16 protein-coding genes are annotated in these 15,510 nt (G+C 61.7%); 11 read left to right on the top strand and 5 right to left on the bottom strand.

The window, feature by feature from the left end; genetic code table 11:
* A complete protein-coding gene (locus Q7C33_RS18740; protein ID WP_030138446.1) occupies positions 1-303 on the bottom strand; it encodes an ArsR/SmtB family transcription factor in 303 nt (100 codons plus the stop codon).
* 155 nt (positions 304-458) lie between these two features.
* Between Q7C33_RS18740 and Q7C33_RS18735 the strand changes: the two genes are divergently transcribed.
* Complete coding sequence (locus Q7C33_RS18735; RefSeq protein ID WP_198797103.1) at positions 459-1,037, top strand: acyl carrier protein phosphodiesterase; 579 nt, start codon at positions 459-461, stop codon at positions 1,035-1,037.
* Positions 1,038-1,147: 110 nt separating this feature from the next.
* Here Q7C33_RS18735 and Q7C33_RS18730 read toward each other — a convergent pair whose 3' ends face one another.
* Both Q7C33_RS18730 and olsB read right to left on the bottom strand, forming a co-directional pair.
* The gene (locus tag Q7C33_RS18730; RefSeq protein WP_198797104.1) at positions 1,148-1,942 is read right to left on the bottom strand and encodes a lysophospholipid acyltransferase family protein; all 795 of its coding nucleotides are present in this window, start codon (positions 1,940-1,942) and stop codon (positions 1,148-1,150) included.
* Complete coding sequence (olsB, locus tag Q7C33_RS18725) at positions 1,942-2,697, bottom strand: L-ornithine N(alpha)-acyltransferase (protein WP_030138449.1); 756 nt, start codon at positions 2,695-2,697, stop codon at positions 1,942-1,944. Before olsB ends, Q7C33_RS18730 begins: the two co-directional genes overlap by 1 nt.
* Positions 2,698-2,852: 155 nt before the next feature.
* Here olsB and Q7C33_RS18720 point away from each other — a divergent pair, with 155 nt between their 5' ends.
* The 5 genes from Q7C33_RS18720 (at position 2,853) to Q7C33_RS18700 (ending at position 7,311) form a co-directional block, all read left to right on the top strand.
* Positions 2,853-3,728: an acyl-CoA dehydrogenase gene (locus Q7C33_RS18720; protein WP_030138450.1), complete on the top strand. Its 876-nt coding sequence runs from the start codon at positions 2,853-2,855 to the stop codon at positions 3,726-3,728.
* Between the two features lie 183 nt (positions 3,729-3,911).
* The gene (locus Q7C33_RS18715; protein WP_407683921.1) at positions 3,912-5,006 is read left to right on the top strand and encodes a serine hydrolase domain-containing protein; all 1,095 of its coding nucleotides are present in this window, start codon (positions 3,912-3,914) and stop codon (positions 5,004-5,006) included.
* The gene (locus Q7C33_RS18710; protein WP_407683920.1) at positions 5,003-5,311 is read left to right on the top strand and encodes an amidase; all 309 of its coding nucleotides are present in this window, start codon (positions 5,003-5,005) and stop codon (positions 5,309-5,311) included. The genes Q7C33_RS18715 and Q7C33_RS18710 overlap by 4 nt, the downstream gene beginning before the upstream one ends.
* 250 nt (positions 5,312-5,561) lie before the next feature.
* The gene (locus tag Q7C33_RS18705; RefSeq protein ID WP_198797108.1) at positions 5,562-6,152 is read left to right on the top strand and encodes a YceI family protein; all 591 of its coding nucleotides are present in this window, start codon (positions 5,562-5,564) and stop codon (positions 6,150-6,152) included.
* A 1-nt stretch (position 6,153) separates the two neighbouring features.
* On the top strand, positions 6,154-7,311 hold the full coding sequence (locus tag Q7C33_RS18700; protein WP_030138454.1) for a phospholipase D-like domain-containing protein: 1,158 nt from the start codon (positions 6,154-6,156) through the stop codon (positions 7,309-7,311).
* Between the two features lie 129 nt (positions 7,312-7,440).
* On the opposite strand, the gene bglX is transcribed toward Q7C33_RS18700, so the two are convergent.
* Entirely contained in the window at positions 7,441-9,732 is a 2,292-nt protein-coding gene (bglX, locus tag Q7C33_RS18695) for a beta-glucosidase BglX (protein WP_030138455.1), read from the bottom strand.
* Positions 9,733-9,993: 261 nt separating this feature from the next.
* Here bglX and Q7C33_RS18690 point away from each other — a divergent pair, with 261 nt between their 5' ends.
* The 5 genes from Q7C33_RS18690 to Q7C33_RS18670 all read left to right on the top strand — a co-directional run bounded on the left by Q7C33_RS18690 (position 9,994) and on the right by Q7C33_RS18670 (position 14,343).
* The gene (locus Q7C33_RS18690) at positions 9,994-10,602 is read left to right on the top strand and encodes a LemA family protein (RefSeq protein WP_030138456.1); all 609 of its coding nucleotides are present in this window, start codon (positions 9,994-9,996) and stop codon (positions 10,600-10,602) included.
* 107 nt (positions 10,603-10,709) lie between these two features.
* Positions 10,710-11,459, top strand: coding sequence for a TPM domain-containing protein (locus tag Q7C33_RS18685; protein WP_198797109.1), 750 nt, complete (start codon positions 10,710-10,712; stop codon positions 11,457-11,459).
* A 28-nt stretch (positions 11,460-11,487) separates the two neighbouring features.
* Positions 11,488-12,105, top strand: a complete 618-nt coding sequence (locus Q7C33_RS18680) for a TPM domain-containing protein (RefSeq protein WP_407683919.1) — start codon at positions 11,488-11,490, stop codon at positions 12,103-12,105.
* A gap of 226 nt (positions 12,106-12,331) precedes the next feature.
* Complete coding sequence (locus tag Q7C33_RS18675) at positions 12,332-13,558, top strand: class I SAM-dependent methyltransferase (RefSeq protein WP_217860160.1); 1,227 nt, start codon at positions 12,332-12,334, stop codon at positions 13,556-13,558.
* A gap of 203 nt (positions 13,559-13,761) precedes the next feature.
* On the top strand, positions 13,762-14,343 hold the full coding sequence (locus tag Q7C33_RS18670) for a DJ-1/PfpI family protein (RefSeq protein WP_030138460.1): 582 nt from the start codon (positions 13,762-13,764) through the stop codon (positions 14,341-14,343).
* A 14-nt stretch (positions 14,344-14,357) separates the two neighbouring features.
* On the opposite strand, the gene Q7C33_RS18665 is transcribed toward Q7C33_RS18670, so the two are convergent.
* Positions 14,358-15,377, bottom strand: coding sequence for a DUF4917 family protein (locus Q7C33_RS18665; RefSeq protein WP_030138461.1), 1,020 nt, complete (start codon positions 15,375-15,377; stop codon positions 14,358-14,360).
* Between the last annotated feature and the right edge of the window lie 133 nt (positions 15,378-15,510).

The raw sequence follows: 15,510 nt of genomic DNA, 5'->3' as shown, positions 1-15,510 counted from the left end.
TCAGAGCTCTTGGCTCATTTGCTTGAGGAACTGTTGGATCACTTCCTCGTTGCGTTTGAAGAAGTGCCACTGACCGACCTTCTGGCTGGTGATCAACCCGGCCCGTTGCAGCACCGCCAGATGTGCGGAGACCGTGGATTGCGACAGGCCGCAACGCTGGTCGATCTGGCCGGCACAAATGCCGAATTCATGGTTGTGCAGCTGCTCGGGAAACTGGACCTTGGGGTCCTTGAGCCAGTTGAGGATGTCTCGCCGTACTGGGTGCGCCAGGGCTTTTATTATTTCGTCGAGGTCGAGGGGCATGGTGGCAGGCTCGGGTGAGTAAAACGCTATATCGCGATGAAGCGAACCTTAAATCGTTAATTCGCGATATACCAATATGTATTTGATCTGAACCCCGAACAAATCGCTATATCGGGTTATAACGATATGGGCGCGGTGGTGCTAAGCTGCCCGCCATGAACTACCTCGCGCACCTGCACCTCGGCGGCCCTGGCCGGGAACAACTGCTCGGCAGCCTCTATGGCGATTTCGTCAAAGGGCCGCTGCAAGGGCAATTCGACCCGCGGATCGAAGCGGCGATCGCCCTGCATCGACGCATCGACATGTACACCGATCGCCATCCGTTGGTGGATATCGCCTTGTCGCGCTTTTCCACAGTGCGGCGGCGTTATGCCGGAATCGTACTGGATGTGTTCTTCGACCATTGCCTGGCCCGGGATTGGACGCTGTACGGTGAGGGGCCGCTGATGGACTTCACCTCCCGCGTCTATCAGGTTCTCGCCGCCGAACCGCAGTTGCCGGGGCGCCTGGCGCACATCGCACCGTTCATGGCGGCGGATGACTGGCTGGGGTCCTATCAGGAATTCGAGGTGATCGGGCAGGTGCTGCGCGGCATTTCCCGGCGCTTGTCACGGCCGGAGGAGCTGGCGGGGGCGATGACGGAACTGGTCAAGCTCTATGAGCCGTTGAGCGAGGATTTTCGGTTGTTCTATCCGCAGTTGCAGGATTTCGCCCAAAACCAAACCACACCATAAACCCATGTGGGAGCGAGCTTGCTCGCGATAGCGGTATATCAGCCAGAACATCTGCTGAATGTTGAATCGCTATCGCGAGCAAGCTCGCTCCCACAGGGATCTCACACGGATCAAGCCGCAATCGCCGCCGGCCGAACCGGCACCGGCTGCTTCTCCGGCATCTCGCCGAACAACGCCCGGTGCACCGCCTGCTGGGCCTGGAACGCCAGTACCGCGCGTTCCTGGCCGTGGCAGGCAATCGGTTCCAACAGATGGATTTCCACGTCGCCGCGATCATTGGCGAACAGCCGCATCAGGTGCGACAGCAAATCATCATCGCCAATGAATGGCGCCAGCGAATCCGGTTCTCCGTTGCGCAGGTAACGGATCGCCACCGGTTGCAGGGCCACGTCGGCATCGATGGCCGCCGACAACAGGCGACCGTGGAAGGTGCGCAGCGAACGGCCATCGGTGGTGGTGCCTTCCGGGAACATCAACAGCGGATGAGCCTGTTCAAGATGACGGCTCATCTGCTTGCGGATCAGTTGGCTGTCGCCCGAACCGCGACGGATGAACAGGCTGCCGGCCTTGGCGGCGAGCCAGCCGGCCACCGGCCAGGTGCGTACTTCGGCCTTGGACAGGAACGACAGCGGCGTGAGCATGCCCAGCAGCGGAATGTCGGTCCAGGACACGTGATTGCTGACCCACAGCATTGGCTGTCGCGGCAGTTGGCCGTGGACCGTCACCGAAAAGGGCAGGGCATTGGTCAACCGCGTCATGAAAAATCGCGACCAACGCTGGCGACGGACCATGGAGTTGGCAACGCCCAGGCGTTCGAACAGGCCGAACACGCTGGCCATGCTCAGGCCCAGCGCCACCACCAGCAATACTCGCGCGATGCGCGCGTACACCCGCAACCGGCTCATCAGACCGCTGCCTTGAAGTGACGGGCGTAGCGTGGGCAGAGTTCGTCGCGCTTGAGCAGGATGAACACGTCGGCCACCTGGAAATCTTCGTCCCAGCACGGCTCGCCGCAAATCTTCGCGCCCAGGCGCATGTAGGCCTTGAGCAACGGTGGCATCTCGGCGATGACGTTGGACGGTACGTCCAGGCTCGGCAAGGGCTTTTTCGGCACCGCCTGCAGGTGTTCGGTGCACAGGTAGCGTTCGCGCAGGCGCTGCATGATCGCCTGGGCCTGGATGCCGCCGTCCTGCATCGGGATGCTCGCGCAACCCATCAGGTAGCTGTAGCCGCCTTCGTTGAGGACTTCGGCCAGTTCGCCCCAGAGCACCGCGATGGTGCCGCCGTTGCGGTAGGCCGGGTCGACGCAGGTACGGCCGATTTCCAGGATCGGGCCTTGCAGATGAACCAGGCCGTGGAGGGCGAATTCTTCTTCGCTGTAGAACCGGCCCAGGCTACTGGCGGCCTGGTGGTCGAGCAGCCGAGTGGTGGCTACGAGGCGGCCGGTGTTCAGGTCGCGTACGCCGATGTGGGCGCAGTGAACATCATAATCATCCATGTCCAGACCCATTTCCGCGCCTTTGAGCTTGGCGTTGAATTCGCCGCTGAAGACGTTGAAGCGCAGGGCCTGTGCTTCGTGCAAGGCCTGGGCGCCGATCAGGCGTTCGGCTTGCAGGCGGCGTTCATTGCCGGTGTCGCGGATGCGGGCGATCTGGGTCATAGCGAGTCTCCGTGCGGGCTGTCTACCCGTCTTGGGTTGAGCCAATCGACTTTCTTTATGCAGCCATGTTGTGCAAAGTCAGGCTATGTAGCCCCGGTGTCACCGCCATGAAGCTTTGGTGATGCTTATATGACAGCCCACGAAAGGAGCCCTTCATGCCTTGGCAAACCCTGATCGAACGCGGCGAGCGGTTGCCCGCCTGGGCGGATCTGGCTGAAGGTTATGCCGCGTTGTTGCACCGCCTGGGGACGGTCACGCCGTTCGAGTTGGCCGTGGTCGGGGCGCGGTCGATGGCGACGCCTGGGTTGGCGTTCCTGGTGGGCTATCAGGCGGCGCTGCGGACGCTTTGGCCGAGCGCGCCGCAAAGTCTCGGCGCGTTGTGTGCCACCGAGCAGCGCAGCCTGCGGCCGGCAGATATGCAGACCCGCCTGACCGACTTGCGGGTGAGCGGGCGCAAGGACTTCGTCACCGCTGGCGATGCTGCCGAATGGCTGTTGATCGCGGCCCGAAGCGAGTCGCCGGAAGACGAGCGCCCGCGATTGAGTCTGGCGGTGGCCTACGCAGGCGAACCGGGTGTGGTGCTGGAAAAACTCCCGGGCCTGCCCTTCATGCCGGAGATCAGCCATGGTCGGGTGCTGTTGGAGGGCGCGCTGTGCGAATTGCTGGCGGGTGACGGCTGGGACGCCTACGTCAAACCGTTTCGTACCCTGGAAGACCTTTATGTGCTCAGCGCGATGACTGCATGGTTGTATGGCGTCGGGCAAGAATGCGCCTGGCCCCAGGCGTTGCGACTGCGCCTGTTGGCGCTGCTCGCCGGGTGCGCGGAGGCGAGCCGCCACAATCCTTCGAGCGCGGCCACGCATGTGCTGCTGGGTGGCCTGTTCGCCCAGTTCCAAGGGCTCGAAGCCGAACTGAACGACGCCTTGGCCGGTGGACCTGCGGCGTGGCGTGAGATGTGGGGGCGTGACAAGGCGGTGATGGACATTGCGGCGGGGGCGCGGGCCAAGCGGTTGGACAAGGCGTTGGGGTAGCCCCTCAAGCGGCTGCCCCCTGTGGGAGCGAGCTTGCTCGCGATAGCTGTTTGTCAGTCGCCATATGCTTAGCTGACACTCTGCTATCGCGAGCAAGCTCGCTCCCACAGGGGGCCACACACGCCTCGAAATTGTCATCAAGTCTGAATAGGCTCTGAAGGTTCAATCCTGCGAGCCCCGTGAATGTCCAAAGGCTGGTTCCTGATCCCGCTGTTGCTGCTCAACCTGAACGCCCAGGCCGAGGATTGGCCCGGTGAGCAATGGTCAAGCAGCCCGCCCCCCACTGGGCCGGCCATCGAAGCCCTGGAGCAATACGCCTTCGTACCGAGGGACGACGCTACCCGCCAAGGCATTCGCACCGACGCGCTGCTGGTGATCCAGGACGGTCGGCTGGTCTACGAACGCTACGCCGGACCGACTGACGCACACACACCGCACCTGACCTGGTCCATCAGCAAAAGCCTGCTGGCAACGGTGTTCGGCGTGGCCTACGGTGAGAAACGCTTTGCCCTGGATGACCCGGCGGCCCGGTACTACCCGCCGCTGAAGCGACACCCGGGCATGACCCTGGCCGATCTGTTTCATTGGGCGTCCGGCCTGGACTGGCAAGAAGACTACGAATACGCGCCGCTCAATTCTTCGGTCGTGGCGATGCTCTATACTCGCGGAAGCCACGACATGGCGGCGTTCACCGCCGGGCACGACAGCTTCAGCCCGCCCGGCCAGGTGTTCCGCTATTCCAGCGGCGACAGCAATCTGCTGGCGGCAGCACTGAAAACTATCGTCGGCCCGGCGAGCTATGCCGATTATCCCTGGACAGCCTTGTTCGATCCCTTGGGCATCCGTCACGCGACCTGGGAAACCGACGCCAGCGGCACGTTTGTCGGTTCGTCTTATGCTTATCTCACGGCTAGGGACCTGGCGCGTGTCGGCCTGTTGATGCAACGGGATGGCCGTTGGGGCGATCGACAATTGATTCCCAAGGATTGGATTGCGTTCAACCGCGAGCCGTTTACCCGCTTCCAGGCCGGTCAGGACGAAGCCGTGCCCGGCGGACACTGGTGGCTCAATCGCGCCGCTGACCGAACGATCCGCCCGTGGCCGGACGCGCCACCGGATACCTTCGCCGCTCTTGGGCATTGGGGCCAGGCGCTGTACATCATTCCGAGCGCCCGGTTGGTGATCGTGCGCTACGGCGACGATCGCGACGGAAGCTATCGTCACAACGAATTGCTCAAGCGCGCCATGGCGGCTTTCGCCGGGACGGTGCAGCCATGATGCGCAAAGTGTCGCTTACCTTGATGGCGGTGCTGCTGGTTGCTCTGTTCGGTTGGGTCTGGCAGGAGCGGGTGGCGTTGCGCGCGTTTCCCGGCATCATCAGCGCCTATACCGCCAAGGAATATTGTTCGTGCCGCTATGTGATGCAGCAACCGGCCGAATATTGCCGGGGTTATGTGAAGCAGTCGGTGCCCACCTACGATTTTCTCGACACACCTGAAGCCAAGCGCATCACCGTCAGCGGCTTGGGGCGCAGCCACAGTGCGCGGTGGATGGGAGAGCGACAGGGGTGTCGGTTGGAGTAATCCAGAAACGACGCGAACCCTGTGGCGAGGGGATTTATCCCCGCCGGGCTGCGTAGCGGCCCTATAGCTGAACTAAGTTTCTCCCTAATGCAATGCTTCGCCTGTTTTGGGGTTGCGGCGCAACCCAGCGGGGATAAATCCCCTCGCCACGAAAGCTGGGCGATTTCTGGTTGTTGTTGCTACAGACAGTTTGCAAGCGCCCTCGGCCCGGTTAAGGTTCGCCACAGGTTTATCTGCCCCCCGAGTCTGTATGTTCAAGCGGTCTTTCTCCCACGTTGTCACCACCTTGCTGCTGGCCTGCGCCGCGCTGCCGGCCGAGGCCGATTGGTATCTGGACGGCGAGTCGTCGCGGCTCTCTTTTATCAGCAGCAAAAACGGCAATGTCTCCGAGGTCCAGCGTTTCCTCGTGCTGCACGGCCAGGTCCAGCCCAAGGGCCTTGCGCGATTGGAGGTCGAACTCGAATCCATCAACAGCGGCATTCCCCTGCGGGACGAGCGCATGCGCGCCGAGTTGTTTGAAATCAAGCAGTTCGCCGAGGCCACCATCACTGCGCAGCTCGACCTGATACCGATCCAGGATTTGGCCAATGGCGCGCAACTGGAACTGCGCCTGCCGGTGACGGTGGATTTGCATGGCAAGCAGCACGAATACAACGTTCAACTGCTGGCGACGCGCCTGGACGAGCGTCGCTTCCAGGTCGTGACCCTGGAGCCAGTCGTGCTCAACGCAGCGGATTTCGATCTGGCGCCGGGTTTGGAAACGCTTCGAACATTAGCCGGATTGTCGGCCATCAGCCTGTCGGTGCCGGTGAATGCGGTACTGATCTTCACGGCGCGCTGACATGAGCGGCCCGGTATTCCCTTGGCGCGAAGGCAATCGCTTCGAGCTGTTGATCGACGGTCCGCAGTTTTTCCCGCGCATGCTGGTGGAGATTGCCCGCGCCCAGGAACAGGTCGAACTGGAGTTGTACCTGGTGGAGGCGGGCGCTTGCGCCGAGGCGATGGTCCAGGCCCTCGTCCAGGCCGCCGAACGTGGCGTTCGCGTGCGCTGCCTGTTCGACGACTATGGCAGCCTGGCGTTTACCCTGGGCCTGCGCAATCGCCTGGTCCAGGCGGGTGTGGAACTGCGTTTCTACAATCGCCTGAGTTGGCGCCGCTGGGTGCGCAATCTCTACCGCGATCACCGCAAGCTCCTGCTGGTCGACCAACGCTTGGCGGTGGTCGGTGGCACCGGGGTGACCGATGAGTTCTGGAACCCCTTGGATGACCACAGTGACTGGCATGAAGTGATGGTGGAAATCGTCGGTCCGCTGGTGCTCGATTGGCAGTTGCTGTTCGACCGCCAATGGCTCGCCAACCGTCATCGACGGGCCTGGAAACCGGCGTCCAATTTTGGCCTGCCGCGCCTGCCTCGGGTTCCGCCGGTGGGCGAGGGCATGGGCCGGGTGGCGTATGCCGACGCTCGCCAGCACCGCGACATCCTGCAGTCACTGTCCCGGGCATTGAACAGCGGCCAGAAACGCATCTGGATGGCTACGCCGTATTTCCTGCCGACCTGGAACGTGCGCCGCTCGCTGCGCAAGGCCGCCGCGCGGGGCATCGATGTGCGCCTGCTGCTGACCGGCCCGCGCACCGATCATCCGTCCGTGCGTTACGCCGGCCATCGCTATTACCCGCGCCTGCTCAAGGCCGGGGTGAAAATCTACGAATACCAACCCTGCTTCCTGCACTTGAAAATGGTGCTGGTGGACGATTGGGTCAGCATCGGCTCGTGCAATTTCGATCACTGGAACCTGCGCTTCAACCTCGAAGCCAATCTGGAGGCGCTGGACTCCGGATTGAGCAAGGCCGTGGCGGCCAGTTTTGAACGGGACTTCGAGCAGAGCCTGCAGATGAGCCTCGACGCCTGGCAGCGCCGGCCATTATGGAAGCGGTTCAAGCAAAGGGTGTGGGGATTGGTGGATCGGGTGGTGGTGAACTTGTTGGATCGGCGGGGCTAACCATCCACCGCAAAACCAATGTGGGAGCGAGCTTGCTCGCGATGGCGGCCTGACAGTCGATGATGCGGTGACTGATGAGGCCTCATCGCGAGCAAGCTCGCTCCCACAGGGTATTTCAGTGTTGCTGGATCAGAGCAACTCAAAGCTCTGTTGCTTCACATCCTGGGAATCCAGGCCGATCTGCACGTTGAATTTGCCCGGTTCCGCGGCGTACTTGAGCTGGGCGTTGAAGAACTTCAGGTCGTCTTCGGTGATGTCGAAGTGGATGACCTTCTTCTCGCCGGCCTTGAGCATCACCTTGCGGAAGTTTTTCAATTCCTTCACCGGACGGATGATCGAGCCGGTCACGTCCTGGATATACAGCTGCACCACGGTTTCGCCGTCACGGTCGCCGGTGTTTTCCAGGGTGATGCTCGCATCCAGCTTGCCGGTCTTGTTCAGCGTGGTGGACGACAGGGCCATGTCCGACAGGCTGAACGTCGTGTAGCTCAGGCCATAGCCGAACGGGTAGAGCGGGCCGGTGGTGTCGTCGAAGTACTGCGAGGTGTAGTTGCCTGGTTTGCCCGGTGTGAACGGCCGACCGATGCTCAGGTGGTTGTAGTAGGTAGGAATCTGCCCGACGGAGCGTGGGAAGGTGATCGGCAACTTGCCCGAAGGGTTGTAGTCACCAAACAGCACGTCCGCGATGGCATTGCCGCCTTCGGTGCCGCTGAACCAGGTTTCCAGGATCGCATCGGCCTGCTGTTTTTCTTCCAGCAGCGACAGCGGACGGCCATTCATCAGCACCAACACCAACGGCTTGCCGGTGGCCTTCAGTGCCTTGATCAGTTCGCGCTGGCTGGCCGGGATATTCAGTTCAGTGCGGCTCGACGATTCATGGGACATGCCACGGGACTCGCCCACGGCGGCCACGACCACGTCCGCTTCCTTGGCGGCTTTAACCGCTTCATCGATCAATACCTGGGCCGGACGCGGGTCGTCCACGACTTCAGGGGCGTCGAAGTTGAGGAAGTTCAGGTAGTCGAGCACTTTCTTGTCGCCGGTGATATTGGCACCACGGGCATAGATCAGCTTCGACTCACCGCCCAGGGCCCGGGCCATGCCGTCGTACACGGTGACCGACAGCGCCGGACGCCCGGCGGCGGCCCAACTGCCCATCATGTCGATCGGCGCCTTGGCCAGCGGGCCGACCAAGGCGATCTTCGCGGTTTTCTTCAGGGGCAGGGTCTGGTTGCGGTTTTCCAGCAGCACCAGGCTGCGGCGCGCCACGTCGCGGGCATCGGCGCGGTGCATGCGGCTGTCGGCGTAGACGTCGGCGGGGTCATCCTCGGCCTTGCCGATACGCAGGTACGGGTCCTTGAACAGGCCCATGTCGTACTTGGCGGCCAGTACTTCGCGGACCGCATTGTCGATGTCGCTCTGCTCGATCTCGCCAGCCTTGAGCAGGCCGGGCAGCTCCTTGCCGTAGAGCGAGTCGTTCATGCTCATGTCGATGCCGGCCTTGATCGCCAGTTTGGCCGCTTCGCGACCGTCCCGGGCGACGCCATGCTTGATCAACTCGAAAATCGCGCCGTGGTCGCTGACGGCCAGGCCCTTGAAACCCCATTCCTTGCGCAACAGATCGTTCATCAGCCAGGTGTTGGCGGTGGCCGGTACGCCGTTGATGGAGTTCAGCGCGACCATCACGCCGCCTGCGCCAGCGTCGATGGCGGCGCGGTAGGGCGGCAGGTAGTCCTGGTACATTTTCACCGGGCTCATGTCCACGGTGTTGTAGTCCCGACCGCCTTCCACGGCGCCATACAGGGCGAAGTGCTTGACGCTGGCCATGATGCTGTCGGCTGCGTTCGCACCGCTGCCCTGGAACGCCTTGACCATCACCCCAGCAATGCGCGACACCAGGTAGGTGTCTTCGCCGAAGCCTTCCGAGGTACGGCCCCAGCGTGGGTCACGGGAAATATCGACCATCGGTGCGAAGGTAATGTCGAGGCTGTCGGCCGCCGCTTCCTTGGCTGCGATGCGGCCGGAGCGGTAGATGGCATCCATGTCCCAGCTCGAGGCCAGGGCCAGGGGAATCGGGAAAATCGTGCGATGGCCATGGATCACGTCATAGGCGAAGAACATCGGGATCTTCAGCCGGCTGCGCATGGCCGCGTCCTGCATCGGACGGTTTTCATCGCGGGTAATGGAGTTGAACGTGCCGCCGATGTTGCCGGCGGCGATCTCCTTGCGGATCATCTCCCGGGGCATCTCCGGGCCGATGCTGATCAGGCGCAGTTGGCCGATCTTTTCCTGAAGGGTCATCTGTTTCATCAGGTTGCTGATGAAAGCGTCCTTGTTCTCTATGGGGGCTGGCGGGTTGTCGGCTAATACGGATTGACTGGCCAGGGTGACAAACAGGCCCAGCAAACACAGCTTCTTCATGAATAGTTTTCTCGCAAGCCTAAAGGGCGGTGATCAGTACACGCCGGTCAGCCTAAATGTGAGGAGCGGCTATTGTTGTTCGGGTGTTATCCAATTAAATGCAGCACACTTTCGAACCTGTGGCGATGAACTTAGTTTCGCACCGCGCATCTTTTAGCCCATAGACCCGATTCGATCCAGTGCGGCGGCGATTATGCCCCAGACACCGGCAAGATAGGTGGCGGTGTTTTGTTAATGCAATGCAACGGAGAGCTTCACCTGATGAATCCACGACTGAACCACCGCAGCGGCCTGCAACTGCTGGCCCTGATGCTGTTCACTACACTGCTGGCCGGTTGCGGCATCAACAACATCCCGACCCTGGACGAACAGGCCAAGGCGGCCTGGGGCCAGGTGCAGAACCAGTACCAGCGCCGCGCCGACCTGATTCCCAACCTGGTGGAAACCGTCAAGGGTTATGCCCAGCATGAGCAGGAAACCCTGACCGCAGTGATCGAAGCGCGGGCCAAGGCCACTTCGATCCAGGTCGATGCCAGCACTCTGGACAATCCGGAAAAACTCAAGCAGTTCCAGCAAGCCCAGGATCAGTTGAGCGGCGCATTGAGCCGCTTGATGGTGGTGTCCGAGCGCTACCCGGACTTGAAGGCCAACCAGAACTTCCTGGCCTTGCAGTCGCAGCTCGAAGGCACCGAGAACCGCATCGCCGTGGCCCGTCGCGACTTCATCCTGGCGGTGCAGAAATACAACACCGAAATCCGCACCTTCCCCGGTCGCCTGTGGCACAGCGTGATGTACAGCGACTTGCCGATCCGCGAGACCTTCGAGGCCACCAGCCCGAATGCCGAAAAAGCGCCTGAAGTGAAGTTTTGAAAAAACTGTGGGAGCGAGCTTGCTCGCGATGGCGGCCGCACATCCAACATTGATGCAAACTGATCCACCGCTATCGCGAGCAAGCTCGCTCCCACACAGGAGTTCTGATGCGAGTGTTGAAATTTGGCCTGGTGCTGTTGCTCTGGGTCTTTGCCATCACGGCCCAGGCCGAATTGAGCTTCCCGGCATTGACCGGGCGGGTGGTGGACTCCGCCCAACTGCTCGACCCGTCGGTCCGCGCGCAACTCGATGGGCAACTCAAGGCCCATGAACAGGCCACCGGCGAACAGGTGGTCGTCGTCACGCTGGCCAACCTCCAGGGCGCCAGCATCGAAGACTTCGGCTATCAATTGGGCCGCCACTGGGGCATCGGGCAGAAAGACAAAAACAACGGCGCGCTGCTGATCGTCGCCCGCGATGATCGTAAACTGCGCATCGAAGTGGGTTATGGCCTGGAGGATCGTCTGACTGATGCCCAGAGTTCGGTGATCATCAACCAGGTAATCACCCCGGCGTTCAAGACGGGCAATTTCAACAAGGGCATCAGTGACGGCGTGGCGGCGATGCTCGTGGTCCTGGGCGGCAGTTCCCTCGATGAACCGGCAGCCGCGTACAACGCGGGTGAGCAGGACGAGAGGGATTTCGTCGAGCGCCATCCGGGGCTGTTCATCTTCCTGGCGATGCTTTTCATCCTGACGATATTCGTCTGCCAAGTGCTCGGTATCCTGCCCAGCGGCGGCGGTTCCGGTGGTAGCAGTTACAGAAGCGGCGGTGGTGGCTTCGGTGGCAGCGGAGGCGGTGGCTTCAGCGGTGGTGGCGGCAGTTTCGGGGGCGGCGGTTCGTCGGGCGGCTGGTGAGAACAATAATGAGCGGGCTTTTTCAAACATGGCATTACTGACTGAACACGAACAACGCAAAGTGGCCGAGGCCATCGCCCGGGTCGAGCGCGACACCGACGCCGAGCTGGTCACGGTGCTTGCCGCCCGCGCTGATGACTACGCCTACATCCCGTTGCTCTGGGCCAGCCTGCTGGCACTGGTGGTCCCCGGCGCCTTGCAGTACCTGACAGGTTGGCTGACCCTGCACAGTCTGCTGTGGGTGCAGTGGGCCAGTTTCATCGTGCTGTGCCTGGTGTTTCGCATGCCTGGCATCACCACGCACCTGATCCCTCGCTCCGTACGCCACTGGCGGGCTTCCAACCTGGCGCGCCGGCAATTTCTCGAACAGAACCTGCACCACACCGTGGGCAGCACCGGCATGCTGATCTTCGTCTGCGAGGCCGAGCGCTATGTGGAGATTTTGGTGGACGAGGGCATTTCCAAGCGACTCGACAATACACATTGGGATGCGATTGTCGCGGTGTTCACCCAGCAGGTTCGCCAAGGCCAGACGTTGCAGGGTTTTGTGACGTGCATCGAGGCTTGCGGCGAATTGCTCAAGGAGCACGTACCGGTGACCCATGCGCGTAATGAGTTGCCGAATCGGTTGGTGGTGTTGGGCTGAGTGTCTGCCGGACACCGTTGTGGCGAGGGGATTTATCCCCGTTGGGGGCGTAGCCCCCTTTAGCCGACAGCCGGTTATGGGTCGAGATCTGTTGTCTGATTTGGGTCTGCTGCGCAGCCCAACGGGGATAAATCCCCTCGCCACAGGAAATTCCCCGTGCCCTGGCACCCCATCCCCCCTAAAATACCCGCCATTCCCGATCCGCCCGCCCCGAGGCCGCTTGTCCATGTCCGTCACTGCAACTCCCGCCCGTCCCGCGCCGGATCACCACGCCCAGTTCATCGCGCTGCTGCAAGCCAATCTCGAGCAGAACGCGTTCATCAAGCTGGTGCTGGCCAAGTACGTCGGTGACGAAACCGATCTGCAGCGGCTGATCATCAAGCAGCTCACGGTCAAGGATCAGCCTTGCCTGTCCTTCGTCTATCGCTACAAGACCCGCGACATCACCAAGAATTTCCCGCTGGCCGAAGGCGTGGATACCATCGCCGCGCTGTTGCCGGCTTCGTTCAAGAACGCGCATCTGCTGGCGATCACCGACGAGGCGCAATTGGAGTACAGCAAGAAGGGCAAGAGCTCGCTGTTCAAGAGCAAGCCCCAGCAATTGCGGGAGGTGCCATCGACCGAGCACAACCGCGAGAAGAACCGCTTCCTCGACTTGAGCCGGCCATTCCTGGCTGACCTGGGCGTGACTAACCACAAGCACGAACTGATTCCGGCGATGTCGCGCAAATGGAAGCAGATCAACAAGTTCATCGAGGTCTTCAGCCATGCACTGACGTCTTCGCCGCTGGCCCTGGACAAGCCGGTGCGGGTCTCGGACTTCGGCTCGGGCAAGGGCTACCTGACCTTCGCCATCCACGATTACCTGCGCAACACCTTGCAGGCCGAAGGCGTGGTGACCGGGGTCGAGTTGCGCGAAGACATGGTCAAGCTGTGCAACGAAGCCGCCGCGCGGCTTGAGCACCCGGGCCTGAGCTTCCAGCATGGCGACGTGCGCAGCGTGGCGCCGAGCGCGGTGGATGTGATGATCGCCTTGCACGCCTGTGACATTGCCACCGACTACGCCATCCACATGGGCATCCGCTCGGGCGCCTCGATCATCATGTGCTCGCCGTGCTGCCACAAACAGATCCGCCTGCAGATCCAGAGCCCGGCGCTGCTCAAGCCGATGTTGCAGTACGGCTTGCACCTGGGCCAGCAGGCGGAAATGGTCACTGACAGCTTGCGGGCGTTGTTCCTCGAAGCCTGCGGCTACGAGACCAAGGTGTTCGAGTTCATTTCCCTGGATCACACCAACAAGAACAAGATGATCCTCGCGGTCAAGCGTGCCGAACCGGCGGATCCCGCCGAACTGCTCGCCAGGATCGAAGAACTCAAGGCGTTCTATCACATCACCGAGCACTGCCTCGAAACGCTGCTGCGGGCGGATGGCTACCTTGCCGCACAGCACTGACCTCTTGTGGGAGCGAGCTTGCTCGCGATGAAACGACAACGCGGTGTGCCTGAAACACCGCATCGCCTGAATCGCGAGCAAGCTCGCTCCCACGAGGGGCAGAGGTACAGCCCGTCAGGTAATCAGCGCTTATCCCTCACCTACCGATGTACCGGTCTACCTTTAATGCGTCCACCCTCACGCATTCCAAAGGAGCCCAGTCCATGGCCGCAAAGAAAATCCTCATGCTGGTCGGCGATTACGTCGAAGATTATGAAGTCATGGTGCCGTTCCAGGCGTTGCAGATGATCGGCCACACGGTGCATGCCGTGTGCCCGGATAAAACGGCTGGCCAGACCGTCCGCACCGCGATCCATGATTTCGAGGGCGACCAGACCTACAGCGAAAAACCGGGGCATTTGTTTGCCCTCAACCATGACTTCGCCAAGGTCCTGGCCGCCGATTACGATGCGCTGCTGGTGCCGGGCGGTCGCGCTCCGGAATACCTGCGCCTGAATGAAGAGGTCCTGCAACTGGTGCGTGATTTCGATCTGGCCGGCAAGCCGATCGCCGCGGTGTGCCACGGTGCGCAATTGCTCGCGGCGGCGGGCATCCTGGAAGGCCGCGAGTGCAGCGCCTATCCGGCGTGTGCCCCGGAGGTGCGCTTGGCCGGCGGGACTTTCATCGATATTCCGGTAACCGAAGGTCACGTCCAGGGCAACCTGGCCACGGCACCGGCCTGGCCGGCGCATCCGAACTGGTTGGCGGGGTTCCTGACGTTGCTGGGCACGGCGATTACCCTGTAGACGTCACCGGGAGACTACACCTCAACCGGCACTGCCAGCTTCGGATCGCCCAGCGGATGACTCTTGGCATCGAAGAAGCGCAGCTCAATGTCCAGGCCTTGGAATAGCTTGGCGTAATGCCGTTTCTGGTGCTGGATAAAAGCCTGGCTGCGCGGATAGATCGAGATGGCCAAGGTTCTCGGCGCGGCCTGGCGCAGGGCATCAACGATGTGGCTGTCCTGCTCGCCCAGGGCGTGGCCGAACAGGCACAGGTTGTCGCCGTGCTGCAGCAACTGGTCGTAGCAGAACGACAAGTAGTCACTGCTGCGGATGGTCTTGAGTTTGTCCTGGCTCGGGCCTTCGTTGATGAACAGTGGGACATCATCGAGGGTCTTGAGGGTGTTGTTGATCGCGAAACTGCCCAGCAAGGTGCCCTCGGTGGAGGTGAGCTTGCGTGCCGTGCCGTCCTGGTTGCGCACCAGGTGCAAGCCACCGTGCAAGTACAGCAGGCATGGTTTATCCGTGTTGGCCTGGCTCAGGTCGAAGCTGTGATCGGCTCCCAGGAACAGGTCGGTGACGGTGTCGGGAGCGTGCTGGATCGCCCAGTAGCTCAGCAAATCGTAGTTGGTCGTGAACACCGTGCGGTAGCGGCCCAGTTCCTGGTTGAGACGTTGCAGGGTCGACGCTTGCACCAGTCGCCAGGGGATGTGCATGGCGTGCACGGCGTTGATCAACGCTTCCTTGATCGCGTAGTAGCGATTGCGCGGCGCGGCGGAGCTCACCGCCAGGGCCTTGTTGACCCGGCTGGTGGTTTTCAGCGCACCCAGCACCTGCTCGAAACTGCGGGTCTGCAGCGCATCGAACACGCTCAGCTCCGACGGACTGAGGGGTTTTTCCTCGACGGTACGGGCGTTTTCGAACAACGAGTCATAGCCGAAATCGTCCCACACGGCGCGGCTGGCGCCGTTGCCTACCAACAGGCCGCTGAAGGCCGTGTCGGCGCGCAAGGTCTCCCAATCTTCGAGCCGGGCGTCGTATTCCTGGAAATCGGTCATTGCGAAAGTCATCTCAAAACGTGGCAAAGGCAGGGCGTGACTTTATCACGACCCAGTCTTGAGCCAGATCAAGATACGTTGTGACCAGTCGGTCAATCCTGTACGCCCCTGCCGATCCGGCCTCTTTCAGGAG

This window comes from Pseudomonas sp. BP11-1-1 (assembly GCF_052112105.1).
GTDB lineage: Bacteria > Pseudomonadota > Gammaproteobacteria > Pseudomonadales > Pseudomonadaceae > Aquipseudomonas > Aquipseudomonas alvandae.
Note: the sequence above shows the minus strand (reverse complement) of the source record. Positions and strands in the feature narration are given on the sequence as shown.

Coding starts and splice junctions, on each gene's coding strand:
- Q7C33_RS18670 (WP_030138460.1), top strand. CDS start 13,762: ATGGCCGCAAAGAAAATCCTCATGCTGGTCGGCGATTACGTCGAAGAT.
- Q7C33_RS18705 (WP_198797108.1), top strand. CDS start 5,562: ATGTTCAAGCGGTCTTTCTCCCACGTTGTCACCACCTTGCTGCTGGCC.
- Q7C33_RS18740 (WP_030138446.1), bottom strand. CDS start 303: ATGCCCCTCGACCTCGACGAAATAATAAAAGCCCTGGCGCACCCAGTA.
- Q7C33_RS18685 (WP_198797109.1), top strand. CDS start 10,710: ATGCGAGTGTTGAAATTTGGCCTGGTGCTGTTGCTCTGGGTCTTTGCC.
- Q7C33_RS18690 (WP_030138456.1), top strand. CDS start 9,994: ATGAATCCACGACTGAACCACCGCAGCGGCCTGCAACTGCTGGCCCTG.
- Q7C33_RS18735 (WP_198797103.1), top strand. CDS start 459: ATGAACTACCTCGCGCACCTGCACCTCGGCGGCCCTGGCCGGGAACAA.
- Q7C33_RS18715 (WP_407683921.1), top strand. CDS start 3,912: ATGTCCAAAGGCTGGTTCCTGATCCCGCTGTTGCTGCTCAACCTGAAC.
- bglX (WP_030138455.1), bottom strand. CDS start 9,732: ATGAAGAAGCTGTGTTTGCTGGGCCTGTTTGTCACCCTGGCCAGTCAA.
- Q7C33_RS18675 (WP_217860160.1), top strand. CDS start 12,332: ATGTCCGTCACTGCAACTCCCGCCCGTCCCGCGCCGGATCACCACGCC.
- olsB (WP_030138449.1), bottom strand. CDS start 2,697: ATGACCCAGATCGCCCGCATCCGCGACACCGGCAATGAACGCCGCCTG.
- Q7C33_RS18730 (WP_198797104.1), bottom strand. CDS start 1,942: ATGAGCCGGTTGCGGGTGTACGCGCGCATCGCGCGAGTATTGCTGGTG.
- Q7C33_RS18720 (WP_030138450.1), top strand. CDS start 2,853: ATGCCTTGGCAAACCCTGATCGAACGCGGCGAGCGGTTGCCCGCCTGG.
- Q7C33_RS18680 (WP_407683919.1), top strand. CDS start 11,488: ATGGCATTACTGACTGAACACGAACAACGCAAAGTGGCCGAGGCCATC.
- Q7C33_RS18665 (WP_030138461.1), bottom strand. CDS start 15,377: ATGACCGATTTCCAGGAATACGACGCCCGGCTCGAAGATTGGGAGACC.
- Q7C33_RS18710 (WP_407683920.1), top strand. CDS start 5,003: ATGATGCGCAAAGTGTCGCTTACCTTGATGGCGGTGCTGCTGGTTGCT.
- Q7C33_RS18700 (WP_030138454.1), top strand. CDS start 6,154: ATGAGCGGCCCGGTATTCCCTTGGCGCGAAGGCAATCGCTTCGAGCTG.